This is a genomic window from Cystobacter fuscus DSM 2262 (assembly GCF_000335475.2).
Taxonomy (GTDB): Bacteria; Myxococcota; Myxococcia; order Myxococcales; family Myxococcaceae; genus Cystobacter; species Cystobacter fuscus.
Window position 1 is genome coordinate 582,183 of record NZ_ANAH02000004.1, and the last position, 23,147, is coordinate 605,329.

The 23,147-nt window shown below is 66.7% G+C and carries 23 protein-coding genes; 14 read left to right on the forward strand and 9 right to left on the reverse strand.

Features of this window, described 5'->3' with window-relative positions:
- Window positions 1-205: 205 nt before the first annotated feature.
- From D187_RS07050 to D187_RS07060, 3 genes are all read left to right on the forward strand, one after another.
- Window positions 206-574: a hypothetical protein gene (locus D187_RS07050; RefSeq protein ID WP_002628436.1), complete on the forward strand. Its 369-nt coding sequence runs from the start codon at window positions 206-208 to the stop codon at window positions 572-574.
- Window positions 571-1,095: a DUF6232 family protein gene (locus tag D187_RS07055; protein ID WP_002628437.1), complete on the forward strand. Its 525-nt coding sequence runs from the start codon at window positions 571-573 to the stop codon at window positions 1,093-1,095. Before D187_RS07050 ends, D187_RS07055 begins: the two co-directional genes overlap by 4 nt.
- Before the next feature lie 255 nt (window positions 1,096-1,350).
- Entirely contained in the window at window positions 1,351-1,899 is a 549-nt protein-coding gene (locus D187_RS07060) for a PTS sugar transporter subunit IIA (protein ID WP_002628438.1), read from the forward strand.
- Here D187_RS07060 and D187_RS07065 read toward each other — a convergent pair.
- Window positions 1,868-2,281, reverse strand: coding sequence for an OsmC family protein (locus tag D187_RS07065; protein WP_002628439.1), 414 nt, complete (start codon window positions 2,279-2,281; stop codon window positions 1,868-1,870). The two genes, D187_RS07060 and D187_RS07065, sit on opposite strands and share 32 nt — an antisense overlap.
- A 217-nt stretch (window positions 2,282-2,498) precedes the next feature.
- On the opposite strand from D187_RS07065, the gene D187_RS07070 reads away from it, so the two are divergent.
- From D187_RS07070 to D187_RS07085, 4 genes are all read left to right on the forward strand, one after another.
- Window positions 2,499-3,428 carry a pirin family protein gene (locus D187_RS07070; RefSeq protein WP_002628441.1) on the forward strand — a complete coding sequence of 310 codons (930 nt, stop codon included), beginning with the start codon at window positions 2,499-2,501 and terminating at the stop codon, window positions 3,426-3,428.
- Window positions 3,429-3,527: 99 nt separating this feature from the next.
- On the forward strand, window positions 3,528-4,787 hold the full coding sequence (locus D187_RS07075) for an AAA family ATPase (RefSeq protein WP_002628442.1): 1,260 nt from the start codon (window positions 3,528-3,530) through the stop codon (window positions 4,785-4,787).
- Window positions 4,788-4,789: 2 nt separating this feature from the next.
- On the forward strand, window positions 4,790-5,473 hold the full coding sequence (locus D187_RS07080; protein WP_020917834.1) for a DUF4276 family protein: 684 nt from the start codon (window positions 4,790-4,792) through the stop codon (window positions 5,471-5,473).
- Window positions 5,474-5,686: 213 nt separating this feature from the next.
- Entirely contained in the window at window positions 5,687-6,124 is a 438-nt protein-coding gene (locus tag D187_RS07085; protein ID WP_002628444.1) for a hypothetical protein, read from the forward strand.
- A 7-nt stretch (window positions 6,125-6,131) separates the two neighbouring features.
- Here D187_RS07085 and D187_RS07090 read toward each other — a convergent pair whose 3' ends face one another.
- Window positions 6,132-7,193, reverse strand: a complete 1,062-nt coding sequence (locus D187_RS07090; RefSeq protein ID WP_002628445.1) for an ADP-ribosylglycohydrolase family protein — start codon at window positions 7,191-7,193, stop codon at window positions 6,132-6,134.
- A gap of 214 nt (window positions 7,194-7,407) precedes the next feature.
- Window positions 7,408-7,530 (reverse strand): hypothetical protein, encoded by a 123-nt coding sequence (locus tag D187_RS58675; protein WP_002628446.1) that lies wholly within the window; start codon window positions 7,528-7,530, stop codon window positions 7,408-7,410.
- A 235-nt stretch (window positions 7,531-7,765) separates the two neighbouring features.
- Between D187_RS58675 and D187_RS07095 the strand changes: the two genes are divergently transcribed.
- The gene (locus D187_RS07095) at window positions 7,766-8,581 is read left to right on the forward strand and encodes a TIGR02452 family protein (RefSeq protein WP_002628447.1); all 816 of its coding nucleotides are present in this window, start codon (window positions 7,766-7,768) and stop codon (window positions 8,579-8,581) included.
- A gap of 23 nt (window positions 8,582-8,604) precedes the next feature.
- Here D187_RS07095 and D187_RS07100 read toward each other — a convergent pair whose 3' ends face one another.
- On the reverse strand, window positions 8,605-9,027 hold the full coding sequence (locus D187_RS07100; RefSeq protein ID WP_002628448.1) for a hypothetical protein: 423 nt from the start codon (window positions 9,025-9,027) through the stop codon (window positions 8,605-8,607).
- A gap of 200 nt (window positions 9,028-9,227) precedes the next feature.
- Between D187_RS07100 and D187_RS07105 the strand changes: the two genes are divergently transcribed.
- The 3 genes from D187_RS07105 to D187_RS07115 all read left to right on the forward strand — a co-directional run bounded on the left by D187_RS07105 (window position 9,228) and on the right by D187_RS07115 (window position 12,728).
- On the forward strand, window positions 9,228-9,995 hold the full coding sequence (locus D187_RS07105) for an RNase H family protein (RefSeq protein ID WP_043428607.1): 768 nt from the start codon (window positions 9,228-9,230) through the stop codon (window positions 9,993-9,995).
- Between the two features lie 195 nt (window positions 9,996-10,190).
- Window positions 10,191-11,450, forward strand: coding sequence for a serpin family protein (locus D187_RS07110; RefSeq protein WP_002628450.1), 1,260 nt, complete (start codon window positions 10,191-10,193; stop codon window positions 11,448-11,450).
- An 18-nt stretch (window positions 11,451-11,468) separates the two neighbouring features.
- Window positions 11,469-12,728, forward strand: coding sequence for a serpin family protein (locus D187_RS07115; RefSeq protein ID WP_002628451.1), 1,260 nt, complete (start codon window positions 11,469-11,471; stop codon window positions 12,726-12,728).
- 291 nt (window positions 12,729-13,019) lie between these two features.
- Here the strand turns inward: D187_RS07115 and D187_RS52010 are convergent, their stop codons facing one another.
- From D187_RS52010 to D187_RS54815, 3 genes are read right to left on the reverse strand one after another with little or no spacing between them, the layout of a single operon-like run.
- Window positions 13,020-13,853, reverse strand: a complete 834-nt coding sequence (locus D187_RS52010; protein WP_162159625.1) for an ImmA/IrrE family metallo-endopeptidase — start codon at window positions 13,851-13,853, stop codon at window positions 13,020-13,022.
- Entirely contained in the window at window positions 13,804-14,235 is a 432-nt protein-coding gene (locus D187_RS54810; RefSeq protein WP_155893203.1) for a hypothetical protein, read from the reverse strand. Before D187_RS54810 ends, D187_RS52010 begins: the two co-directional genes overlap by 50 nt.
- A gap of 2 nt (window positions 14,236-14,237) precedes the next feature.
- A complete protein-coding gene (locus D187_RS54815; RefSeq protein WP_155893204.1) occupies window positions 14,238-14,816 on the reverse strand; it encodes a hypothetical protein in 579 nt (192 codons plus the stop codon).
- A 625-nt stretch (window positions 14,817-15,441) separates the two neighbouring features.
- Here D187_RS54815 and D187_RS07125 point away from each other — a divergent pair.
- Both D187_RS07125 and D187_RS07130 read left to right on the forward strand, forming a co-directional pair.
- Complete coding sequence (locus D187_RS07125; RefSeq protein WP_043428609.1) at window positions 15,442-16,053, forward strand: Pycsar system effector family protein; 612 nt, start codon at window positions 15,442-15,444, stop codon at window positions 16,051-16,053.
- A gap of 33 nt (window positions 16,054-16,086) precedes the next feature.
- Entirely contained in the window at window positions 16,087-17,532 is a 1,446-nt protein-coding gene (locus D187_RS07130) for a hypothetical protein (protein WP_051256238.1), read from the forward strand.
- A gap of 846 nt (window positions 17,533-18,378) precedes the next feature.
- Here D187_RS07130 and D187_RS07140 read toward each other — a convergent pair.
- Entirely contained in the window at window positions 18,379-20,607 is a 2,229-nt protein-coding gene (locus tag D187_RS07140) for a glycoside hydrolase family 3 N-terminal domain-containing protein (RefSeq protein ID WP_245591629.1), read from the reverse strand.
- Between the two features lie 64 nt (window positions 20,608-20,671).
- Window positions 20,672-21,703 carry a hypothetical protein gene (locus D187_RS07145; RefSeq protein ID WP_155893205.1) on the reverse strand — a complete coding sequence of 344 codons (1,032 nt, stop codon included), beginning with the start codon at window positions 21,701-21,703 and terminating at the stop codon, window positions 20,672-20,674.
- Window positions 21,704-21,882: 179 nt separating this feature from the next.
- On the opposite strand from D187_RS07145, the gene D187_RS07150 reads away from it, so the two are divergent.
- Window positions 21,883-23,139 carry a glycosyltransferase gene (locus D187_RS07150; RefSeq protein ID WP_155893206.1) on the forward strand — a complete coding sequence of 419 codons (1,257 nt, stop codon included), beginning with the start codon at window positions 21,883-21,885 and terminating at the stop codon, window positions 23,137-23,139.
- Window positions 23,140-23,147 lie beyond the last annotated feature (8 nt).

Below are 23,147 nucleotides of genomic sequence, written 5' to 3' on the forward strand. Positions count from 1 at the left end.
AAGGGGGCGGGGTGGAAATCCGCCAGGGCACCCTGGCACCTTGCCACGCTCCGGCGGGAGCGGGGCATCCGCCGAGAGAGACGCGGCCCGGGCATGTGGCTTGCTGAAGCCAGGTGCCGAGGGGAGCGCGCGTCCATGCCTTGTGTCCTGCCTTGTCGCGTCATGCCAGTGGCCGTCCGCGTCATGGCGGGCGGGAGGTGAGCGGATGGAGGGCGTGCTGCCAAGGACGGTGCGGTTGCACGGCGCGGACGAGTCCCTGCGCTCGCTGTTGAGCGACGTGTTGGGGGACATGGGCATTCCGTTGGAGGAGGACGGCGGGGGGGCACGTCCGGACGTGGTGCTCGCGCTGGTGGAGCGCGAGGACAGCGTGCGCGGGGTGCTGCGAGAGGTGTCGGGAGCGGCGCCCGTCATCGTGCTGTTGCCGTTCGAGGACGAGCGGTTGCGGTGCCTGGCGATGCGCCTGGGCGCCCGGAGTTGTTACGCGCTGGGCACGCCGCTGGAGGCGCTCAAGCGGCTGCTGCGCGAGGTGGGCCTGTCAAATGCTCCGGGCGGCTGGGGCGGGGAGGCACGATGAGGCGGCATGAATCCGGGCAGGGCGCGCGGGCACGGCCCGTGTTGCGGTTGGTCTCCTCCTCGCCCCCTCCTTCCCAGACGCCCCCGGGCGAGCGGGTGCTGGTGGAGGGCGAGGGCTTGCGGCTCACCAGCGAGCGGCTGGAGGTGGAGGGCCGCTCGTGGCGGCTGGAGGAGCTGCGCGGCTTCGGCACGCGGCGCGAGTCCCCGGGGCTGTGGCTGCCCCTCGGGGTGGGGGGAAGCGCGGCGCTGCTGGTGCCGGGACTGCTGTTGCAGCCGGGCTCGTTCCGGGTGACGGCCGCGCTGGTGGTGGCCACGCTGCTCGTCTTCGCCGCCATCGCCCGGGTGGTGGCCGCCGCGGACACCTACCGGCTGCTGGTGCGCACCGCCGAGGGGGAGCGTCAGGTGTGGTGCGGACAGGATCACCAGCTGCTCGCGCGGGTGGTGCGCGAGCTGGGCGAGAAGCTCGAGCATTCCGAGCCCCCGCGTCCGGCCCCGGTGCGCCGGCTCGTCCTCGTGCGCTGACGCGGGCATTCCGACGGGGTGTCGGGTAGGCGGCGCACGGAGTGTCCCCCGGGGAGGGGTCTCGCCGAGGCGCTCCGGTGCGCCACCCGACACCGGAGCCGGGGAGGCGAGCTTCTTGGCGCCAGGGGGCTTGCCGATGCGCGGCTCCGTTTCGAGCATGTGCGGAGAGAGGGCGACGGCCGCCGTGGTCCGCGGTACGAGGCGCGCTCTCCAGGCGCGAGCGATTCGCCGCCGCGCCGTGAGGGGGGTTGTGCGATGCGATTCACGGATCACCTGCCAGAAGGCGGCATCATTCCCGCGTTGTGGGCGAGGGATCGGCCCGGCGTGTTGCATGAGCTCGCCCGGACGCTCTCGGCGCATGCCCACGCGCCGGTGCGCCACATCGAGGAGCGGCTCGCGGTGCGCGAGCGCATCTGCAGCACGGCGATTGGCGAGGGGGTGGCCATTCCCCACTGCCGGGTGGAGCGGCTGAAGCACACCACGGTGTGTGTGGCCGTGCACCCGGCGGGCGTGGACTTCGGCGCCCGGGATGGGCGGCCCGTGCGGCTGCTGGTGACGCTCGTGTCGCCGGAGGAGGCCGCGGGCCTGCACCTGGGCCTGCTCACCCGCATCGCGGCGCTGCTCCGGGATGCCCACCTGCGTCAGGCGGTGTTGGAGACGCCCTCGGCCGGGGCCATCCGCTCGCTGTTGGTCCGGGCGGAGGACGCCTACCTGTCCGCCCAGCACGCCCGGCAGGGTGTCCACGCGCCCACGAGCCTCTCGCCGCTCGCGCTCAGGAGCCGGCCGGGTCGAGCGGCGCCGTGACGACCTCGATGGTGGTCGAGGTCATGAGCTTGTGGATGGGGCAGCGCGCGACGGCGTCGTGGAGCTTCTGCTTCTCCTCCTGGGAGAGGGCGCCGTGGAAGGCGAGCTTCACGTGGAGCACATAGGTGCCCTGGCGCTCGCGCGAGTCGTCGCGCTCGACGAGCGTCTCCACGCGCTCGAGCGCCATGCCGTACTTCTTCGCGTACCACATGGCCGTCAGGGCCTTGCACGACGCGAGTGAGGCATCGAAGTAGTCATGGGGACTGGGGGCGGAGGCCTCGCCGCCCGGCGTGGTGGGGGTGTCGGCGTGGAGGGTGTGGGCGCCGACATGGAGGACCTGGCGGAACGCGCCGCTCTGCTCGGTTTGACTCTGGATGGCCATGGGAAGTCGTCCTTGGGGTGGGGTGGTTGACCCGGGACAAACTAGCGGGGGAGGGCGCCGGGGATTAGCGGGAACGGTCTGGAAGAACTGTTCCATGGGTGGGACGGCGCTTCCCGTGGGCGTCGGCTAGTGTCGGAGGGCGCCAGGCCCCAGGATGTGTCCATCGAACAGCGGGGAGCACGCCGCTCGCGAGTCCGAGGACTCCAGGGAGCCGATCATGAACAGCCAAGACACGATGGACCTCAAGTCGCACCCCGCGCTGGAGACGTTGATCGTCGCCCCGACGAAGGACCTGGGGGATGGCTTCGAGGTGCGGCGGGCGCTGCCCTCGGCGAGGCGGCGGATGGTGGGGCCCTTCATCTTCCTGGACCAGATGGGGCCGGCGCTGTTCGAGGCGGGCAAGGGGCTGGACGTGCGGCCGCACCCGCACATCGGCCTGGCCACGGTCACCTATCTCTTCGAGGGCTCCATCCTGCACCGGGACAGCCTGGGCACGGTGCAGTCCATCCACGCGGGGGCGGTGAACTGGATGACGGCGGGCCGGGGCATCGTGCACTCCGAGCGCACGGCACCGCAGACGCGCGCCACGGGCGGCAAGCTCTTCGGGCTCCAGGCGTGGGTGGCGCTGCCCAAGGCGCATGAGGAGACGGCGCCCACCTTCATCCACCACCCCGCCGAGACGATGCCCTTCCTCGAGGGCGAGGGCGTGCGCATGCACGTGCTGGCTGGAGCGCTGCATGGCAAGCGCTCGCCGGTGAAGACCTTCTCGGACATGTTCTACGCGGACGTGGCGCTGCAGAAGGGGGCGCGCTTCGTCATCCCGGCCGAGCACGAGGAGCGTGGGCTCTATCTCGCCGAGGGCTCGGTGGAGGTGGATGGCACCGAGTTCGGCGTGGGCGAGCTGCTCGTGCTGCGTCCGGGCAGCGAGTTCGTCGTGCGAGCCACCCGCGCGACGCGCATGGCGGTGCTGGGGGGCGAGCCGATGGACGGTCCGCGTTACATCTTCTGGAACTTCGTCTCCAGCTCGAAGGAGCGGTTGGAGCAGGCCAAGGCGGACTGGCGCGAGCGCCGCTTCGCCGCGGTCCCCGCGGAGACGGAGTTCATCCCGCTGCCCGCGGAGCCGCCCGCGCCCGTGCGCTATCCGTGAGCGTGTCGGGCGGGTGGGGTGCGGACAGGTGCCTCCCGGACAGAGAGCGTGGGATACCACGCTCCGGCCTGGTGTCCCGATGGTAGAACCCCCGGGAGAATGAGTGACCCCGCGCGTGTCCACATCGAGGAACTTCGGGTCTCCGGTTACCGGGCCTTCGAGAACGCCCGCCTGCGGTTCGACGACCTGACGATCCTGGTCGGCCGGAATGGTGCGGGCAAGAGCACGCTCCTCGATGCCTTGGAGTTCGTTCGGGACGCGCTGAGTGACTCGCTGGTGAATGCGCTGGAGCGCCGAGGGGGAATCCAGGCCCTGCTCCATCAGGGGACGCGCGACGCCAAAGAGCTGTCCGTGGCCATTCGCCTGCGATTGTCTTCCCGATACCTCGCCGAGGTGTGGACCCGTACGGGATTGGGCGCGCATCCGGGGACCTTGAAGGAAGGCGCCCTCGTGACCTACGGCTTTCGTATTGCCCCCACGCGAGGAGGACTGGGCTTCGAGGTCAAGAAGGAGGTCGCGCGCGCTGACTCGTCTGAGCAAGGATTCACGCGCACCGCGCGGGGAAGCTGGCGCTTCGATGATCGGGGCCTACCGCGCGGCGCGCGTGCGACGTCGCGCGATGCCCTGGCGCTTCCCCTCGCCGCCGAGCACGAGGCACTGTACCGGGCCTTGTTGGATGCGCTGAAGGCGAGCGTTCGCGTGTACAGCCTGTCGCCTTCGGCCATTCGCGCGGAGCCTCCCTTGGGGGGCGCGAGCATCCTGAGCCGGAGCGGAAGCAACGCGGGTGATGTGCTGCATCACCTCGAGCGCGGCAAGGGTGATATCGACTGGATCAACAGACACCTCGGGGCCATCACTCCTGGCATCGTGCGGGTGCGGGCCGACACCGCGGCGGGTCGCAGGCTCATCCGCTTCCACCAGCGATACAACAAGAGCAAGACGGCTGGGGTCGTCTTCGACGTGGGAGACATGTCGGATGGAACCCTGCGCTGTCTGGCCATCCTGCTCGCGCTTCGGCAGAAGCCCTCGCCCGCGCTCGTGTGCATCGAGGAGATCGAGGACTCCGTTCACCCCGCCGCGCTCGGGGTGCTGTTGGATGCCATCGAGGCCAGCACCAACCGCTGCCAGGTCCTGCTCACCTCGCACAGTCCCGAGGCCTTGAGTCACCCCGCCGTGACCGCCGACCGGGTCCGGGTCGTCGAGTGGCGCGAGGGCACCAGTCAGATCTTCCCGCTGAGCCCGGGGGCGCGGGAGATGAGCCTGCCGCCCCGGTCCGTCGGCAAACTGCTCCGCACCAACGCGCTCTTCACGGCGGAAGGCTCCGATCGGGTCGAGGGCGACTTCTTCACGGCCCCGTGACGATGCGCCCCAAGCTCCGAATCCTGGCCATCGTCGAGGGGCATGGGGAGCAGACCGCGGTCCCCGTGCTCCTTCGCCGGTGGTTCCAACACCGCCGCTTCCGCGAGTTCGAGACGCCGGACCTCGCCATTCGTGCTTCGGGCGCCGGGGCGCTCAAATGCCCTCACGATGCCGACGACGAGCTGGGCATCGAGTACTACGTCGAGATGGCGGCGCGGGAGCGGCCCGATGGCATCCTCGTCCTACTCGATTCCGACGACGAGTGTCAGGAGCGCGCCAGGACATCCCGTCGCGGACTCGGTCCCGAACTCCTCGAGCGTGCTCGTGAGGTCGCGCCGCACATCCCCATCGAGGTGGTGGTGGCCCATCGGGAGTACGAGGTGTGGTTCCTCGCGGCCCTGGCCAGCCTGCGGCGGGCCGGACACCTCCCTCGCGCGGCCCGGCTTCCCACTCCGCTCTCGGACATCGAGACCATTCGTGACTGCAAGAAGCGGCTGAAGCCGTTGCTGGGCCGTCCCTACGAGGAGACGACGGATCAGCCAGACTTCACCGGGGCCCTGCCATTCACTCCCGCGATGGCCAGACGCTCGCGCTCCTATCGCAAGCTGCTCAAGTCCCTGGAGGCGCTCACTCGCGCCGCCCGCGAGAACAGGAACAGACGTCGGCCTTCTTCTGGACGGATGTGAGTGGCCGCGTCTCCGGGTGCTCGGGAGTCGGCTCGGCCTCTGTCCCTGGTTTCTCATAAAAAGAGACTCTGCTTCGCGAGGACACCTGTGGTCCGGCTGCTTACGGGCAGAAAAGACATTCATCGCGCAGTCGTTGGAATAAAAAAATCCTGAATTTCTGGTAGTGGAGGGTGGGCTTGAATTCCCGAGCCCATACCGAAAGGACTGCGACGAATGCGAAGGAATGGACTGCTCATCGGCCTGCTGTCGGGACTCGCGCTCACCGCCTGTGGGATGTCGGCGGAAGAGGCGGCCGGGACGGAGATGCCCTCCGAGTCCCAGAGCGAGCTGCTCGGCTACCCCACGAAGTGGACGCTCACGAACAGCACCACGCAGGCGCTCACGTTCAGCTGTACCTGCCCCACCCCCTATGGACTCCCCTTCGCCGTCAACATGACCACGACGACGGTCGGCGCGGGGCAGTCCACGGTCCACTCGTGGTCGAGCTTCCACAATGACGGTCTGGGGTTGAACGCCTGTACGGGGAGTGGCTGGAGTTGCCGCACGACCACCGCGGGGGGCTCCGTCTACGCCACCGCGACCTTCCCCACTTCCTGGGGCCAGAACATCACGCTGACGGCCCAGCCGGGTGGTCAGCTCGTCAAGCAGTAGCTCCTCCTCAATAGGGAGGCAGCAGCCGTCGGAACCCGTGCCCCAGCACGAGGCCGAGCACGAGCAGGTTGCGCGGCAGGAGCGCCGGCCAGAAGAGGGGCAGGGCACCCGGCGTCGTGAGTGCCCCCGGCCCCGAGAACCGGGCCGCGAGCCGCTCCCCGAGCCGCCGCAGCCACCCCACCGAGCGGGGCCACTCGGCGAGACCCTCGAGCCACGGGGGTGGAATGCTCCCCGCCCCCGTGGTCGCGCCCGCCAGCGCCCCGACGATGGCGCCCGTGGTGTCGCTGTCGCCGCCGAGCAGGATGACCTCCTCCACCGCCCGCGGGAAGTCCGTGCCGTGCCGCAGCCAGGCGTAGAGCACCACCGGCACGGTGTGCATCACGTAGCCGCTCACCCCTCGCTCGAGCCCCAGCTCCGCGGCGAACTCCGGCACGCTCGCGCCCCGCTCCCAGGCCGCGCGCAGCCGGACGAGCGCCTCGCGCCACGAGGGCTCGTCGAGGCGGGCCGCCCACTCGCGCATCATCTCCTCCGCGTCCACGCCGCCCCGCCGGGCGCCATGGGCCGCCGCCAGCGCCACCGCCAGCGCGCCCTGCTCGGCGCGGGCATCCCGGTGGGTCATCCGGCTCGAGGCCCGGACGAACGCCTCCAGCCGCTCCGGGTGCTCGGCGAGACACACGCCCAGCAGCGGCGCGCGCATGGCCGGGCCATTGCCCGCGGACACCACCCCGCTGCGGCCGGGCGGAAAGCCGAGCCACAGCTTCACCGTGGCGCGCAGCGTGGCCCAGCCAATCCCAGCGGGCAGGCCGAGCAGCCAGCCCCGCAGCCGCCAGGCGAGGTTGCTCGCGAAGTGCTCGGGAGAGTCGGGCGCGGCGAGCAGCGCCTGCGCCACCATGCAGGCGTGTTCCGTGTCATCACTGCCCACGCCTCGGCCGAGGAAGAAGCGGTGGCGCAGCGGCGCTCCGCCGAACATGCGCGACGCACGCCGCCGGGACAATCCCTCGCGCGGCAGTCCGAGCGCGTCTCCCACCACCGTCCCCAGCAGCGCGCCCAGGATGGCGTCCTTCTTCATGTGTCAGGCCTCCGCACGGTTTCTCGCTCTCACCGTGTGCAAGGCATGTGCTCGGGGCCCATCGACGTCCCGCTGCTCGACGGAGCGCCGCGTGGCGCCGCCTGGGGACAGGATGTCCGAGCCGCTCGGCCTCTCCTCGGACACCCTGTCGTTCGGGGCCCGGGGGACCTGCTTCACCGCGAGCGCCGGGAGTTCGTTCCGGTGCTCGGCGCGCCTACTTCCAACGAGGCCGCCTCCAGGGCGCCACGGCCGGCGGCGCACAGCCGGAGGCGCACAGCAGCACGGCACACAGCGGCAGTCCCACCGTCTTCATCATCAGCTCTTTCAGTCGTTGCATGCGGTTCACCCGTAAAAGAATGGAATACCTGATTATCTCACGGAGAGACCCCGAGTTTCCATGGAATAATATTTTTCTTTTCTTGCTGTTCTAACGCGATGCAGAAGATGAACACACGTCGGGGAGCCGCCCGGTCCGGTGTGCTCGTCAGGTTCCAGGGTCCCCCTTCGTGTATATGGGACACATTGCTTCGCGTGTCTCGAGTGGAGCGCGGAGGGGAACAGGAGGACGGGTCATGTCTCTGGTGGACGTCGCGAGCGAGACGGTGCGGATCGTGGAGCAGGGGGAGTACGAGGCGCCGTCGGGCCGGAAGGTGTCGGTGAGGGACGAGGTGGAGGGGGCCACGCGGGGCACGCGGCTCTACCGGCCCTCGGACTTCGGAGCGCTGACGCGGCCCGAGCCGGTGGGGAGCGCTCCCCGGCTGGAGGTGACCGCCGAGAAGACGGGGGAGGCGGCGCGCCGGCTCGTCGAGGCGGAGGGCGTGACGCGCGTGCTGGCGCTCAACTTCGCCTCCGCGAAGAATCCCGGCGGGGGCTTTCTCGGCGGGGCCAAGGCCCAGGAAGAGGATTTGTCCCGGTGCTCGGCGCTCTACGCCTGTCTGCTGCGTCAGCCCGACTACTACACGGAGAACCGGCGGCAGCCGTCGATGCTCTACACCGAGCACCTCATCTACTCGCCCGAGGTGCCCTTCTTCCGGGACGAGCAGGGCACGTTGCTGGAGCGGCCCTTCCTGGTCTCGCTCATCACCTCGCCCGCGCCCAACGCGGGCGAGGCCCTGCGGCGCGACCCCTCCCTGCGCCCCCGCATCCGCGAGGTGCTCGAGGCCCGGGCCCTGAATGTCCTGCGGGTGGCGGCCCACCAGGGCCACCGGGTGTTGGTGCTCGGGGCCTGGGGGTGCGGTGTCTTCCGCAATGACCCCCGGGAGGTCTCCGAGGCCTTCGCGCGGGCCCTGGCGGCGCTCCCGGGCGCCTTCGAGCGGGTGGTGTTCGCGGTGTACGAGCGGGGCGGGGACGGTCCCAACCTGCGCGCGTTCCGCGAGCGCTTCGGCTGACGTGCCGCGGCTACCCGCGGGCTCTAGATGCAGCCGGTGCTGGTGTAGCTCTTGCCGTACGGGCAGCAGTAGATGGCGGCCGTGTTGCTCGGATTCTGGACGCAGACGTTGGAACCCGAGACGTAGTTCCAGCCGCAGAACAGGCCGGTGCCGCAGGGCGGCACGCACGAGCCATTGATGAGTCCATAGCCGCTCGGGCAGCAGTAGACGGTCGGTCCACCCGTGTACTGCTGACACCCCGTGGCGCCATTCGCGGCGCTCGCGGAACAGTAGAGGCCGGTACCACACAGCGCCATCGCCGACACGCGGCCCTCCTCCTGGCCGCTCTCGACCGCCACCTCGTTGTTCGTCGTCTGTGTGTCCGTCTTGATGAACTCCTCGGACGGCTGGCCACAACCCATTGCAAGCAACGCGATCGCAAAAGCAGACAGGAGCGACTTGGTCATGTCATTACCTTTCGTCATGGCCGGAGTCCGGCCGTGGAGAGTTTAAGACAAATGCTTCTCCATGTGAATGCTTTTCCACTGTTGTGACGTATGTTTTCAGGGCGATGAGGGCCGGAGAATGGTGTCTCGCTTCACCACGCCCCCGCGCGCCGGTGGTCGCCGTCCTGGCGGTGGGAGGCCGGGCGGCATAGGGTGCCGGTATGGAGAGCCGTCCCACCGTGGTCTTCGCTGATGGTGCTTGTTCCGGCAACCCCGGCCCGGGAGGCTGGGGGACCATCATCGTCACGTCCGCGGGCGAGGTGACGGAACTGGGGGGTCACGAGCCGGAGACCACCAACAACCGCATGGAACTGACGGCGGTGGGCAAGGCGCTGCGCCACCTGGAGCGCACGCCGGGGCCGCTGCTCATCCACACGGACTCCACCTACGTGATTCAAGGCATCACCCGCTGGGCGTTCGGGTGGAGCCGGCGCGGGTGGAAGACGGCCGAGGGCGGCGACGTGGCCAACGCCGTCTACTGGAAGCGGCTCATGGCGCTGCTGGCCGAGCGCAAGCAGACCTTCCCCCCCGAGGCCGCCGCCGTGGAGTGGCGCTACGTGCGGGGGCACGCGGGCGTGCCGGGCAACGAGCGGGTGGATGAGATCGCCGTCGCCTACTCCAAGGGCCGGAGCGTGCGGCTCTACGTGGGCCCGCTGTCGGGCTACGGCGTGGACGTGCTCCAGGTGCCCGAGGACACCTCCCTGCCCGAGGAGAAGCCCCGGCAGCGCGAGGGCTCCTCGGCCAAGGCGTACTCCTATCTGAGCGAGGTGGGCCGCAGCGTGAAGCGGCACGCGACCTGGGCCGCGTGCGAGCGCCGGGTGAAGGGCGTGCCGGGCGCCCGCTTCAAGAAGACGCGCAGCGCGCAGGACGAGGTGAAGGTGCTCGAGGAGTGGGGCTTCTCGCCCCAGGACGTCCAGTCGGAGGACTGAGCACGTTCAGGTGCCGGGCGGCTCCTCGCTCGCCGTCAGGGCCTTGGCCGGCCCGGGGGCTCCCTCAACATCCTGTGCTCGAAAATCCGAGGCTCCCTCCGCCCGCGGTCCGCCAAGTCCTTGAAGTCTCTCATTTCCTCCCCGCGCACGCTCCTTGCTCCACTGGCGTGCGAACACGCCTTGGAGGAACGAGACATGACTTCACCGCGCCGTTGGTTGCTTCCCTCACTCGTCGTCGCGCTGGGGTTCGCGGGCTGCTCCTCGGCCGCGCCGCCGGGAGAGCGCATCGCCTCGGCCAAGGCGCGGGTGACGAAGCCGGATGTCCCGGCCGAGGACTTCGCGGCGCTCGTCGCCGGCAACACCGACTTCGCCGCCTCGATGTACCGGCAGCTCTCCAAGCCGGGGGAGAACCTGCTCTTCTCGCCCTTCAGCATCAGTCATGCGTTCGCGATGGTGTACGCGGGGGCGCGTGGCGACACCGGGTCGCAAATGGCCCAGGCGCTGCACTTCACCCTGCCGCAGGAGCGGCTCCACCCCGCCGTGAACGCGCTGAATCTGGCGCTCCAAGCCCGCGCCAAGGCCAAGGTGAAGGGCGGAGGCTCGCCGCCCACGTTGCGCGTGGTGAACGCCGCCTGGGGCCAGCAGGGGTACGCGTTCGAGTCGCCCTTCCTCGACGTGCTCGCCCAGCACTACGGCACGGGGATGTACGCGGTGGACTTCATCACGAAGCCCAAGTCCATCCGCGAGGACATCAACGCTTGGGTCGAGGCTCAGACGCTGGGCCGCATCCAGGACTTGCTCCCGGCCGACCTGGTGACTCCCGACACGCGCCTGGTGCTCGCCAACGCGCTCTATTTCAAGGGGGAGTGGCAGGAGTCCTTCGCGAACACCCGCCAGGCCCCGTTCCACCTGCTGGACGGCGGCACGCGGCAGGTCTCCATGATGCGCGGCCCGATCACGGCTCCCTTGCTGAAGGGCGGGGACTTCGATGCCGTCGCCATCCCGTACAAGGGGCAGGCCTTCCGCATGCTCGTCATCGTTCCCCACGAGGGCCGGTTCGCCCAGGTCGAGTCACGGCTGTCGGCGGACTTCCTGGACAGCATCCGGGCGGGACTGCGCAGCAGCCCTATCTCCCTCGGGTTGCCCAGATTCAAGGTGACGCAGGCCACCCCCCTCGACGAGTCGCTCGAAGCGCTCGGCATGGTGGACGCCTTCTCGGAGCGCGCCGACCTGTCGGGAGTGAGCCGGCAGGAGGAGTTGATGATCTCGGCCGCGCAACACCAGGCCTTCCTCTCCGTGGATGAGCGGGGCACCGAGGCGGCCGCCGCCACCGCCGTCGTCATCGTCCGGGAGTCCGCGCCCGAGCCGTATGTCGTGGATCGTCCCTTCCTCTTCCTCATCGAGGACGTGGAGACGAAGAGCGTGCTCTTCCTCGGTCGCCTCGTGAATCCCTGACAGCTGGAGGAACAAGACATGACTTCACTTCGCCGTTGGTTGATTCCCTCACTCATCGCCACGCTGGGCCTCGCGGGCTGCTCCTCGGACGAGCCGCCGGGAGAACGCATCGCCTCGGACAAGACACGGGTGACGAAGCCCGACGTCCCGGCCGAGGACTTCGCCGCGCTCGTCACCGGCAACACCGACTTCGCCGCCTCGATGTACCGGCGAATCTCCAAGCCGGGGGAGAACCTGCTCTTCTCGCCCTTCAGCGTCAGCCAGGCCCTCGCGATGGTGTACGCGGGGGCGCGTGGCAACACTGAGTCGCAGATGGCCCAGGCGCTGCACTTCACGCTGCCCCAGGAGCGGCTCCACCCGGCCGTGAACGCGCTGGACCTGGCGCTCCACGCCCACGCCAAGGCCAAGGTGGAGGGCGGAGGCTCACCGCCCACGCTTCGCGTGGTGAACGCCGCCTGGGGCCAGCGGGGGTTCGCGTTCGAGCCGCCCTTCCTCGACGTGCTCGCCCAGCACTACGGCACGGGGATGTACGCGGTGGACTTCCAAACCAGGTCCACGTCCATCCGCGAGGACATCAACACCTGGGTCGAGGAACAGACGGCGGGCCGCATCGAGGACTTGCTCCCGGCCGACCTGGTGAGGCCCGACACGCGCCTGCTGCTCGCCAACGCGCTCTATTTCAAGGGCGCGTGGCAGCAGCCCTTCCATGCGACCGGCGAGGACTCGTTCCACACGCTGGAGGGTGGCACGCGGCAGGTCCAGATGATGAGTACTTCGATCACGGTCCCCTTCCTCGACAGCGAGGGCTTCGAGGCCGTCGCGCTTCCGTACGCGGGCAAGGCCTTCCGCATGCTAGTCATCGTTCCCGAGCAGGGACGGTTCGCACAGGTCGAGTCGCGGCTGTCGGCGGACTTCCTCGAGGGCGTCCGGGCGGGACTGAGCGACAGACACCTCGCCCTCGGGTTCCCCAGGTTCGAGGTGAAGCAGGAGTTCCCCCTCGATGAGTCGCTCGAGGCGCTCGGCATGGTGGATGCCTTCACGGAGGGCGCCGACCTGTCGGGAATCAGCCAGCAGGCGGCGCTGATGATCTCGGGCGTGCAGCACGAGGCCTTCATCTCCGTGAGCGAGTGGGGGACCGAGGCGGCCGCCGCCACCGCGGTCGGCGCCGTCGTGGTCTCCGCGCCCCCGCCGTTCGTCGTGGATCGCCCCTTCCTCTTCCTCATCGAGGACGTGGAGACCAAGAGCGTGCTCTTCCTCGGGCGCGTCGTGAACCCCTGACCCGGACCCGAATTGTGCCCGCGCGTACCTGCTCCAGCGCGCGGGCACTGGGGGCAATAGACGGGGATAGACAGCCTTGTGCGAACTCACTCCATCCTGAAGGACGTGTGCAGCACCATGTGTGCGTCTCTATAGGCAAGTGTTGGCGTCGTGGTTCGACGGTACGGTACTGAGGATGAACTTGAGTTTGCGGTGTGCAGGCATTTCATCCAGGAGAGAGTCACCTGTCCATGCAGATGCACACGCTTGGATTTCACTCAAGTTGATGAATACTTCGCGCTGCTACTGAATTCAGAATTCAGCCCCATCGGGAATCCACAGCAGAGAAAGTGTCGCGTGAATGGAGGAGAGAACACGACAGTGCTCCCATAGCTCGCCAGTTCGTGCGCGAGGAGAGGAAAGCCAAGCTTTGGCAGCAACCTCCTCGGCTTGCCTAGGTGGCACATGGCCTTTCAAAAAATAATCGCTTGCCAGGGTTGCAGGATGCAATGATGAGCCACGCTCTATCCAGTGACCAAAATCAGAGCCGGATGCTGCCCATTTTATTTTCCCATTCTGAGCAAATACGACACAACAGCGCTCCGGCGCGAGCATGGCAAAACGAATAGCTGCGGCTGTGTAGCTGACCTTGAACTGCTGAGCGAGGGAGAACGCCACGTCGAGAGAGGGTGTTTTTACGTCAACGAGCTTGGCCCAAACCTCACTAGGCATCAGAAGCTCAGTAGCAAAAGCATTGGCCTCCTTTTCTGTGCCTTGATCATATAGTTCGTTGATGACTGTGTCGTCACAGAACGCGAGTTCTGCTTGGTTGGCTTGGTCGTGAAGCTCTAGATGCCCGAGTTCGTGCGCAATGACAAACCGGCGTTTGGGGGCATAATCTATAGACGTGCTGACGCTTATGATGGCGCGATTGCCACGACGAGAAATTCGCCCCTCACAGCCTTTGAGCGGAAACTTACGAACAAGCGCACCGCGAAGGTAAGCGAAATCTTCGATATTGACATCGGCCAAATGCGAGAAACCTTCTTGTTCCAGCACAAAGCGTGCTTTGCGCTCTCCACGCGCGACATCAGCATCAATCTTTGCCATTGGTGTGCTCTGCTTCGAGATGTTCGTATTCAGCAAGTAGTTCTTCTAGTTCTTCACGTGAAGAACCGCTCGTAAGATTCTTGTGGGCTACTGCCATCCGTTCATTACCCAGCTTGGCGGCAAGTTGCCGTAATTTGCCCCTGATTTCTTCTAAAGAGAAATGAACGTATTTTTTTGCGGAATTGAGCAGGCGTTCTTCTTCAGCTCTTCGAGCTGCCTCTGCGTTCGCCAATCGATCTGCCGCGAGACTTTTCCGGATACTTTTTATGTGCGCGCGTGCTTGAGCAACGAGCTCTCCAGGTGCGACTCCCGCCTCGCGCAGAGTTGCTTTGATCTGCGCATCGTCCATAGGTGCTTGCGCATCGACTGCGTCTAGTCTCTGCACAAACTCTTGAGCGGATGTGAGTTTTGTTTTCATGGCTATTTTTTCCCTTTTTTCAGAATGGCTGCACGCCGCCTCTTGAGTTTCTCCTTGGCGGCGTAGATTTGGTCGGCCGACATGCCAGTGACTTCGACTAACTCGGCAACTTCGTAGTGGCCATCGATTACTGCTTCGATAAATTTCCCAAGGTTCTCGTCTTCACCAGCTGCTGCGTAGGCATCGGACTCAATCTGCTCGCAAGCCTCTTTGGATAGGTAAAAGCCCTCTGGTGTTTGAGGCCGAGTGTTTATCGGATCCACTCGGTCTTCATTTATCGCAGCAGGATCGTCGGTTGATCGAGTTTGAGCGTCGGCGCTCCTGATGGCGTTTGAGATGAGGCTTTGGACTGTGCCAATCAAATGCCCAGCCAAGGGGACTGAGTTGTTTTTCCAAGGACGCCTGCCTTGCAGGGTCAAAGTCAGTGCCTCTCGAACAAATTCAAAGGCCCTGTCTTTTACAGTTACTGACGTGCCTCCAACCCAAGGGTAAATTTTGCACCACTTGATCGCGCGTGCCGTAGCGGCCTCGACAGCGCCCTCAAGTTCTCTCTCGAATTGCTCAGCGACTACAGGTTCCATGGCGCGCGCTGCGTACCCCGCTAATCGATAGTGCTGACTTACGGCTTTTTTTCAGCACCTATGCTGAACTGCTTAACCTGCCTGCCTACTCAGCAAGCTTAGGATGAAGGATGGAATGCTACTCGGGAAACTACGGTAATCGCGCCGAGTATCGTTCTATACGGACTCTCTGACAATCTGGATGTGGCACGAGGACACTTGTTTCTCCCATAGAGCAGGAAGGCTCACTCGGTGCACTCGTTGGGATGTCGGTTGGTGGATTTGATGCGCCTTGAGCCTACATGTGGGTGCCGCCCATGGGATTTCGCGAACCGTGTGGGTGATTGTAGGGTGTTGTGTCACGGTTGGGTGGTGAGGTTTTGTCACCCTGAGTGAATATCTGTGCACTTGTGGGCTGCTCGTTGATGCAGAAACGGCCTTGCCCGAAGTTGAAGCGGAGCTAGCACGCGCGGAAACCGCTCGCCTGCCCAGCATTAAGGGATGAGGGCCAGATTTTCCAGGGTCTCGGTGGTTGGTAGCACACCGGTTCCGGGTCATGCGGAAACCGCTCGCCTGCCCAGCATTAAGCGGATGAGGGCCGGATTCTCCGCGTCCCTTAGAGAAAAGGAAGGAGGGCCGGGCTGTCATGACGGAGTACCAGCAGACCAATGAGCCAGTTGGAGAAGTGACGGAAATCAAAGAGATCGGGGACCATGCGGTGGAGTTCGCCAAAGATACCCATGCCAACCTTCAAGATATGATCAAAGTGGCGGATGCGAAGGCCACCAGCTTTGTTGCGCTGCAGGCCCTTGTTCTTGTCATCCTCGGCAGCAGCCTTGGGCAAGATATTACCAAGAGTATCCGCGATGGGGGTTCTAGCGCGCTGGTGTTGGTGGTCTTTGGTGCCCTAGTGCTGCTGAGCACGAGCCTCTCTACAGGCCTGTGCCTTCTCGTGTTGTTGCCGCGCAGTCCGAAACACATCCGCGCCCCGGCGGGTGCCCGTGGGCTTTTGTGGATTGACGCCATAAACGGCGGTCAAGTTACGCCTGATTCCTATCTTGCAGCGCTGATGAGGACTGGCCCTAGAGAGCGTCTGGCAGATCTTGCTTTCGAGAATCTGAAGATCGCTTGGATTTTAAGGAGAAAATTCTACTTCCTCAGCAAGGCGGCACCTGTCGTCGCAATTTCCTTTATCACCTGGAGCTTGCTGATTGTTGTCGCAGTCATTGCTCCACCCAGTAGCGTTGTTGCGCAGTAGGTACCCCCAACTCGTAGATGGAGATGCATTCATATGGCATGGAATCGTAAAGCGGCGCGCGAGCGCATCCTCAAGGCGTACGAGGAGTATAAGGACCTTGAAGTGAAGCCCCTGTCGCGGGAGATGGATTTGCGCAACTTGGCGCGTAACCAAGCTCGCATTGTCAAGGGCGTACATTTGTACATCGACCCGGTGAACTTCTTTGTGCTGCTCAAAGAGGCGCGAGAGGATAAGGCGAAGTTGAAGAAGTTGCTGCGCCACGTTCATATCTACCAGCGGCTCCTGTCCTGGCTGCTGGAGGACTATGATGGCGGTCAGCGGGTGCACTTCCAGGGAGGGAGACTGCACGCTGTCTTCTACAAGCCGTATGATACGACGGATGTGTCGGAGCCTGACGTCAAGCGGTTGGCCGCTGCGGCGCAGTTCGTTTCGCAAGCAACTGAACTCACCAAGCTTCTTGAAGCCGAAACGGGGTATCGTTTTGAGTTGGAGGCTGGCCTGGAGTGCGGGGACGCCATCGCTACCATGAACGGAAGGGTAGGCAGCAGCGAGCTGCTTTTCATTGGCGCACCGGCTAATGATGCTGCCAAGTTGCTGACTGGCAATGCAGGCGTCCACTATGGCGCTAACGCTGCTTTGCTGCGCGAGAAGTTGCCTAGTCCCGAGCCGCTGCCGGAGCGCTATAAGAAGATGGTGAAGAACGACGTCGCCGAAAACCCGATCGATCGTTTCGATATCTTCGTCCCCGAGGTGGCCCTCGATTTTGAAGCCCTCGGTGCGAGGACAGCGGATGTCCAGCCGGGAGTTACCTTGTACGGGGACATCTCCGGCTTCACCAAACACATCGCCAATCTCACTACGGATGACGAGAAGCGCGAGGCGCTGCGCGCATTTCACGCTGCCCGTAGCGAGATGCACCACGTGGTGGTGGCCGACTACAACGGCGACTTCATTCAATACCAGGGAGATCGCATCCAGGGCCTTTTCTACGAGGCGAAGTCTAGCGGGCGGTACGCCTCCAAGAGTATTGAGGCAGCTGCTGCCCTGCAGGACGCCTTTGCCATTTGCCGTGAGGTGCTGCCGGGCTTTGCGAAGCTTGGCATGGCCTGTGGTGCTGCGGCTGGGCGCGTCTTTGTCACCCAGGTGGGTATCAAGGGCGACCGAGAGTTGCTCGCCCTTGGCCAGTCCGTGGCGCGCGCCTCTCAGTTGCAGGATGAGATGGGCGCTGGCCTGACGGCCATCAACGCCAAGCTGTGGGCGCTGTTGGAGAAGGACCTCCAGGAGCGTTTCAAGGCGATTGTTGGCGTTGAGGATGCCTACATGGCTCACCTCTGCATGGACGTTATCGAAGCGCTTGATGCGGCGAAGGTGTACACCGGTCGCGTGCGGATCGAGGGCTCCCCATCGGTGAGCGCTCGTGTTGTGTCGGCGCCTACTACCGGCGTCCAGCCCACCAAGTCTTGGTGCCCCGTCAAGTGACGCGCGAAGAACTCATTGATGAGGCCCTCGTCCGGTACCCGCGCTGGCGTGCTGTCCACAAGCCCGATGGCACGTGGCTGGTGGGGCACATTGTCATATCCAGCCCCAGTGGGCGGAATTTCCGATTTCGGATGCGGGTATTTGTCCCGCTACGCTTCCCGCATCCGAGTGCACATCCCACCGCGCGCATCGTCAAGCATAACGTGGGGGTACATTTGGGCGCGGATGCGCACGTGGGGCTAGACGGAACCTTGTGCGTGCAGATGCCGGAGCGGCACGAGATCAACTACCACGAGGTTGGCCTCATTGGTTTCCTCGAGCAAATGGTGCTCCACCTGGATAGGGCACGTATCTATGCCTTCACAGGAAGCTACCCCGGTGAGGCGTACTCCCATGGAGACAAGGGACGTCGGGAGTACCAGCGCGAGATTCGCCAGTTGCGCGCGGAGTTCGCTCAAAAATGCGCTCCTCTCATCGCGCATTTGCCCGAACCACTGCGACACTACGCCGATCCTCGTGTTCCCATGTTACCGCATCGGTCGTGGTGCCCCTGCGACTCTGGCGCGCGTTTTGGCGAGTGCCACAGGTTAGACATCACGAATGTCCGAATGCGCGTAGCCGAACTAGGAGTGCCGCCGGAGATTCCTATTCCTAAGGGCCGATGCAATCCCTTCATTCCTCCCAGGCGTCGGTAGCTGGACGGGAACCAAGGAGGCACAAGGTCCATATGGCCTTAGTACTACTCGGTCACTTCGAGCGCCCTCCGAGGAGGCTTTTCCCTCGACGTTCTGTAGTGCCCCTGGGTAGGTGACCAAGTCGTATTGAAGAGGAATGATTCGCGCGCCTTCACTCCATCGTGAAGGACGCGTGCCGGGTGGCCTCCGAGCTGTCTCCCACCCAGAGCTCATAGCGGGTGCCGGGCTCCACCACGCGGGTCGCGCGAGCATCGAAGAAGGACAGCTCCTGGAAGCCCAGGGGGAACTCCAGCTCGCGCGACTCGCCGGGCGCGAGCGTGACGCGCTGGAAGCCCACGAGCTGGCGCACGGGCTGCGCGGTGCTCGTGCCCAGGATGCGCAGATAGAGCTGCGCCACCACCGTGCCCGGGCGCGCGCCCGCGTTGCGCACCTGGGTCTTCACGCGCAGCACCTCCCCCCGCTGTTCGCGCACGGCGCGGGCCTGGAGCGACGGGGCGCTCGGCTGGGGCGGGGAGAAGTCGAACGAGGTGTAGGAGAGTCCGTGGCCGAAGGGGTAGAGCGGCGTGTTGCGCTCGTCCAGGTAGCGCGAGACGTACTTCTCCACCCCGTTGGAGGCGGGGCGCGTCAGGTCCGTCTGGCCCGCCGGGCGGCCGGTGTTGAGGTGGTTGTAATAGAGGGGCACCTGTCCCAGGCTCCGGGGGAAGGTGATGGGCAGCCGGGCGCTGAAGTCCACGTCGCCCCACAGCAGGTTCGCCAGCGCGGGACCGGCCTCGATGCCGGGCTGCCAGGCCTGCACGAGCGCCGCCACCTGGCGCTGGGGCTCCGTGAGGGCCAGCGGGCGGCCACTGAAGACAATCAGCACGACGGGCTTGCCGGTGGCGGCCAGCGCCTCGAGCAGTTGCAATTGATTGCCGGGCAGATCGATGCGCGTGCGGGAGGCGGCCTCACCGCTCATGTTCGTGTCCTCGCCCAGGGCGGCGATCACCACGTCCGAGGCGCGGGCCGCCGCCACCGCTTCCGCGAAGCCCGAGCTGTCCGCCGAGAGGACGTCGGTGCCCCGCGCGTGGCGCAGGGCCCCCGGGGTGCCGCGCAGCCGGTGCTCCAGGGCGGCGCGCAGCGTCACCACGTCCCTGGGGTCGCCCTTGCCATTCCACGTCCCCAGCATGTCGACGGGCGCGTCCGCGAGCGGGCCGACGAGGGCCACCTTCCGGCCCGGGGAGAGCGGCAGCACGCCTCCCTTGTTCTCGAGCAGGACGATGGACTCCTCCGCCAGGCGCCGGGCCAGCTCGCGCTTCTCCGGGGTGGCCACGTAGGCCGCCACCTTCTCGTCCACGTAGGGGTGCTCGAACAGGCCGAGCGCGAACTTCACCCGCAACACGCGGCGCACGGCCTCGTCCACCACCGCCTGGGACAGCTTCCCCTCGCGCACCAGCCGGGGCAGCTCCGGCGCGTAGAGATGGGATTCCATGTCCATGTCGACGCCCGCGCCCAGCGCCTTGAGCGCGGCGGACGGGCCATCCAGGGCGATGCCGTGGTTCTTCAGCTCCGCCACCGCCGTCCAATCACTGACCACGAAGCCGTTGAAGCCCCACTCCCCGCGCAGGATGTCCGTCAGCAGGTGGGCGTTGGCCGTGGCGGGCACCCCGTTGAGCGTGTTGAAGGCGCTCATCAGGGTCGCGCTGCCCGCCTCGATGGCGGCCTGGTAGGGCGGCAGGTACGTCTGCCGCAGGCTCACCTCGGACATGTCGACGGTGTTGTAGTCCCGGCCCGCCTCGGCCCCGCCATAGGCGGCGAAGTGCTTCACGCTCGCCGCCACCGACGTGGACTCCGACAGCGAGGGGCCCTGGTAGCCCCGGACGTACGCGCGCGCCATGGCGGCGCCCAGGAAGGGATCCTCCCCCGAGCCCTCGGCGACGCGGCCCCAGCGCGGGTCGCGCGCGATGTCCACCATGGGCGAGAAGACCCAGCGGATGCCCTCGGCGGCGGCCTCGGTGGCGGCTAGGTGCATGGCCTGCTCCACCAGGGCCGGATCGAAGCTCGCCGCCATGCCCAGGGGAATGGGCATCGTGGTGCGGTAGCCGTGGATGACGTCGAAGCCGAACAGCAGCGGAATCTTCAGGCGGCTCTGCTCGACCGCGATGCGTTGGTAGCGATTGGTCTCCTGGGCGCCCACCACGTTGAACATCGAGCCGACGGCGCCGGTGCGCACCAGCGTCTCGTAGTCGGAGCGGCCGGTGCCCGGTCCCGTGGGCGTTCCCACCGAGTACTGCGCGAGCTGTCCCACCTTCTCCTCGAGCGTCATCCGCGCGAGCAGGGCCTCCACCCGGCGCTGGAGCCCGCCGCCGGCGAGCTGCTCGTTCGAGGGAGCCGGGTTCCGCACGCCGCGCTTCACCTGACTCCATTTCCGCAAACCCTTGGCCATTCAGGCAGCGTAGCCAATGGGTTCAGAAGGTGCCCATGCCAATGAGTCCGAAGGTGTGCTTCACGCGGTCCTGGCTGCCGACGAAGAGTCCGGACATCACCTGGCCGGTGCGCAGCGTGGCCGTGGCCATGAGGCGCAAGCGCGCCGTCTCCCATTGGTGGCTGATCAAGGTGTGGACGCTGAAGTTCTCGCGCCGCACTCCCGTCTCGAGCACCGTCCACAGGGCCGGATCGGCCTGATTGGAGTGCACGCCCAGGCAGAACTCGAGCCAGGACATCCGGCCCCTCAGGTTCGCCCACCGCGTGTCGAGCAGGAGCCCCTCGGCGGTGCGCGCCGCCGCGCCTCCCAGCTCGAGCTGCTCGAGGCGCAAGGTGTGCAGGGAGATCTCCGGCAGGCTCCATCGCAACGAGACGTCCGCGCGGGCGTTCTGGAAATGGCGCCCGGAACTCAGACGGACGGAGGTGTGCAGGCGCCTGTTGAGCAGGGTGCCGCTGAGCGAGATGGGCACGCCCAGGTCGTCGGCGGGCCTGGTTCCGAACTGGTGGAGCAGCCCGAGCGCCGCCGCGCTCGCGGCGATGACCGCCACCGGCTTGGGCACGCGCAGGAAGCCGAGCGTCGAGTTGAGTCCGCGCTGCAGCAGGCTGTCGGGGCCACTGAGCCTCGGGCCCAGGTCGCGCAGGCGCACCTGCTCTCCATCGGGGCCCAGGGCGAGCAGGGAGACGAGCTGCCGTCCCGCCGGGAGCTCGGACATCGTCAGGTTCTTCATGGGCTCGGAGAGCGAGTCCAGGGCGGCGCGCTGCTCGTACTGCGTCGCCGGGATGAAGCCCCAGGCCCGGGCACGGATGGCCAGGTCGAGCGAGGGCACGGTCAGCCCTCCGGCCAGGGCGCGCTCGGGGTCGGCGAGCGAGAACAGCAGCTCATCGAAGGCGGGCTGATCCGGCACGGTTGGAGGGGGAGCGAGCGGCCGATGCAGTTCGAGTACTGTCGCCCCGGCGGGGAGCGCCCAGAGTGCCACGGTGAAGATCACCGCCCATGCTGAGGCGAATCGGCCCATTCTCCTTACAAGGTGTTCAGACCTTCGCTTGCCAGCAAGCAAGGCACCGCGGTCAGCTGCCTCCCTGCTGACATCTCGGGCATCACCCGCCCGTGCCCGGGGCACTTGTCGCCCCCTGCCTGCCTGGTGGGTGGAACGAGTCACCCGTGCCCGGGGCGGGGTGGCGTATCCTCGCGCCCATGCACGCTCTGTTGATCGGCTCCGGCTCGCGCGGTGACTTCCAACCCATGCTCGCGCTCGCGGTGGCGCTGCGCCGGGCCGGTCACACGGTGACGCTGCTCGCCTCTCCCGTCTTCCAGGGGGAGGCCGAGGCGTTCGGCATCCCCTTCCATCCGTGTGGCCATGACGTGCGGGAGGTGCTCGCCGAGAACCGTGAGCGCACGCGCTCCCCGCTCGGCTTCGTCCGGACGCTGAATTCCATCATCGCCAGCGAGTTCGAGCTGCAGGTGGCGCACATCGAGCCGCGGCTCCGGGGCGTGGACCTGGTGGTGGGCGGGGGCTCGACGATGGCGGCGCACCTGCTCGCGGACGCGGCCGGAGTGCCCTACCGCTACATCGGCTACACGCCGCAAATCCTTCCCTCCGCGTTCCATCCGATGTTGATGGTGCCGCTCACCCGCTCCCCACGCGTGTTGAACCGGCTGCTCTGGGAGGCCGCGAGGCGGTTCTACAACCGGATGATGGACGCGCCCTACAACGCGCAGCGCGCGCGGCGGGGGCTCGCGCGCGACGAGGATCTCTTCGGCTCCATCTTCCCCCCGGACAAGACGCTGCTCGCGTGCGATCCGGAGCTCATGCCCGCGCCGCCCGACCTCGCCCAGGTGCCCCAGGTGGGCTCCTTCGCGCTGCCGGACGATCGGCCGCTGCCGCCCGAGGTCGAGGCGTTCCTGAGCGCCGGGCCCCCGCCCCTCTACGTGGGCTTCGGGAGCATGCCGGACGACGACCCCGCGAGCACCACGCGGCGGGTGCTCGAGGCCGCGAACAAGGCCGGGGTCCGGCTGCTCTTGTCCGCGGGGTGGGCGGGGCTCGGGGAGGGCGAGGCGCTCGGTCCCTCCGTGCGGGTGCTGGGCCCCGTGTCGCATGGGCTGCTCTTCCCGCGGCTGGCGGGCGCGGTGCACCATGGCGGGGCGGGGACCACCGCGGCGTCGGCGCGCGCGGGCATTCCCCAACTCGTGGTGCCCCACGCGTTCGACCAGTTCATGTTCGCCCACCACGTCCACCAGCGCGGCCTGGGCCCGAAGCCCCTTCCCAAGCGGGCGCTGACGGTGGAGCGGCTCGCCGAGGGACTCCGCGCGCTCGCCAGTGACGGGCCGATGCGGGAGCGGGCCCGCGTCACGGGCGAGCACATCCGGAGCCGGGAGCCCTTGCGCGCCGCCGTCACCTGGCTCGAGAGCGCCCTGCCTGGACGCGAGGAGCGGGTGGCCCGTACCGGTTGACGGGCCGC

Excerpts from the sequence above, each read along its gene's own strand:
- D187_RS07115 (WP_002628451.1), top strand. The coding sequence starts at position 11,469 with ATGACTTCACTTCGCCGTTGGTTGATTCCCTCACTCATCGCCACGCTG.
- D187_RS07110 (WP_002628450.1), top strand. The coding sequence starts at position 10,191 with ATGACTTCACCGCGCCGTTGGTTGCTTCCCTCACTCGTCGTCGCGCTG.
- D187_RS07055 (WP_002628437.1), top strand. The coding sequence starts at position 571 with ATGAGGCGGCATGAATCCGGGCAGGGCGCGCGGGCACGGCCCGTGTTG.
- D187_RS07150 (WP_155893206.1), top strand. The coding sequence starts at position 21,883 with ATGCACGCTCTGTTGATCGGCTCCGGCTCGCGCGGTGACTTCCAACCC.
- D187_RS07125 (WP_043428609.1), top strand. The coding sequence starts at position 15,442 with ATGACGGAGTACCAGCAGACCAATGAGCCAGTTGGAGAAGTGACGGAA.
- D187_RS07060 (WP_002628438.1), top strand. The coding sequence starts at position 1,351 with ATGCGATTCACGGATCACCTGCCAGAAGGCGGCATCATTCCCGCGTTG.
- D187_RS07065 (WP_002628439.1), bottom strand. The coding sequence starts at position 2,281 with ATGGCCATCCAGAGTCAAACCGAGCAGAGCGGCGCGTTCCGCCAGGTC.
- D187_RS07130 (WP_051256238.1), top strand. The coding sequence starts at position 16,087 with ATGGCATGGAATCGTAAAGCGGCGCGCGAGCGCATCCTCAAGGCGTAC.
- D187_RS07095 (WP_002628447.1), top strand. The coding sequence starts at position 7,766 with ATGTCTCTGGTGGACGTCGCGAGCGAGACGGTGCGGATCGTGGAGCAG.
- D187_RS58675 (WP_002628446.1), bottom strand. The coding sequence starts at position 7,530 with ATGCAACGACTGAAAGAGCTGATGATGAAGACGGTGGGACTGCCGCTG.
- D187_RS54815 (WP_155893204.1), bottom strand. The coding sequence starts at position 14,816 with ATGGAACCTGTAGTCGCTGAGCAATTCGAGAGAGAACTTGAGGGCGCT.
- D187_RS07070 (WP_002628441.1), top strand. The coding sequence starts at position 2,499 with ATGAACAGCCAAGACACGATGGACCTCAAGTCGCACCCCGCGCTGGAG.
- D187_RS07100 (WP_002628448.1), bottom strand. The coding sequence starts at position 9,027 with ATGACCAAGTCGCTCCTGTCTGCTTTTGCGATCGCGTTGCTTGCAATG.
- D187_RS07075 (WP_002628442.1), top strand. The coding sequence starts at position 3,528 with ATGAGTGACCCCGCGCGTGTCCACATCGAGGAACTTCGGGTCTCCGGT.
- D187_RS07145 (WP_155893205.1), bottom strand. The coding sequence starts at position 21,703 with ATGGGCCGATTCGCCTCAGCATGGGCGGTGATCTTCACCGTGGCACTC.
- D187_RS07085 (WP_002628444.1), top strand. The coding sequence starts at position 5,687 with ATGCGAAGGAATGGACTGCTCATCGGCCTGCTGTCGGGACTCGCGCTC.
- D187_RS07090 (WP_002628445.1), bottom strand. The coding sequence starts at position 7,193 with ATGAAGAAGGACGCCATCCTGGGCGCGCTGCTGGGGACGGTGGTGGGA.
- D187_RS07105 (WP_043428607.1), top strand. The coding sequence starts at position 9,228 with ATGGAGAGCCGTCCCACCGTGGTCTTCGCTGATGGTGCTTGTTCCGGC.
- D187_RS07050 (WP_002628436.1), top strand. The coding sequence starts at position 206 with ATGGAGGGCGTGCTGCCAAGGACGGTGCGGTTGCACGGCGCGGACGAG.
- D187_RS54810 (WP_155893203.1), bottom strand. The coding sequence starts at position 14,235 with ATGAAAACAAAACTCACATCCGCTCAAGAGTTTGTGCAGAGACTAGAC.
- D187_RS07080 (WP_020917834.1), top strand. The coding sequence starts at position 4,790 with ATGCGCCCCAAGCTCCGAATCCTGGCCATCGTCGAGGGGCATGGGGAG.